We start from the raw sequence: 527 nt of genomic DNA on the forward strand, positions 1-527 counted from the left end.
TCGTCGCAATCAGCGCCAGCAGGAAGCCGGCGATCATGGCCGTGAACGTGATCGCAATCGTCAGCGGCAATGCCTTGAGCAGCTCGGGGATCATGATGGAAAGGTCCACTTGGGAACACTCCTTGTTTCAAATTCAGCCTTGATCGTCGGCCCTGCCTTGGGCGTTACTTCATGTAGGTGGTGATGTCCTCGCCGAACCATTTCTGCGAGAGCTTGGCCAGCGTGCCGTCAGCCTTGAGCTCCTTCAGAGCCTTGTCGATGTCTTCGGAGAGCGCCTTGTTCTCCTCGGAGCGATGGATCAGCACGAATGTGTTGTTGATCGCGACCGGCTCGCTTGCCTTAACGTTGAGCTTCTGCTGGTCGATGACCGTCTGCTCGCCGAGGTTCGACGGCAGAACCAGCGCGTCGTATTTGCCGTTCTCCACCTCTTTCAGGCGGTCCGGATAGGGAATGCCGGCGCTGGAGGCGGTGATCTCGATCTTGAAGTCGGGGTTCTTTTCCTGCCAGGCAGTGGCGAACTTGTAGAT

1 protein-coding gene and 1 pseudogene are annotated in these 527 nt (G+C 57.7%); both read right to left on the reverse strand.

Annotated elements, in window-relative coordinates; genetic code table 11:
- Positions 1-109: pseudogene (locus AF337_RS42170) on the reverse strand (amino acid ABC transporter permease); the annotation flags it as partial.
- A gap of 55 nt (positions 110-164) precedes the next feature.
- Positions 165-527: transporter substrate-binding domain-containing protein (locus AF337_RS14100; RefSeq protein WP_152971077.1), on the reverse strand; the 363-nt coding region annotated here is incomplete at its 5' end.

Source organism: Rhizobium ecuadorense (assembly GCF_001187535.1).
GTDB classification, from domain to species: domain Bacteria; phylum Pseudomonadota; class Alphaproteobacteria; order Rhizobiales; family Rhizobiaceae; genus Rhizobium; species Rhizobium ecuadorense.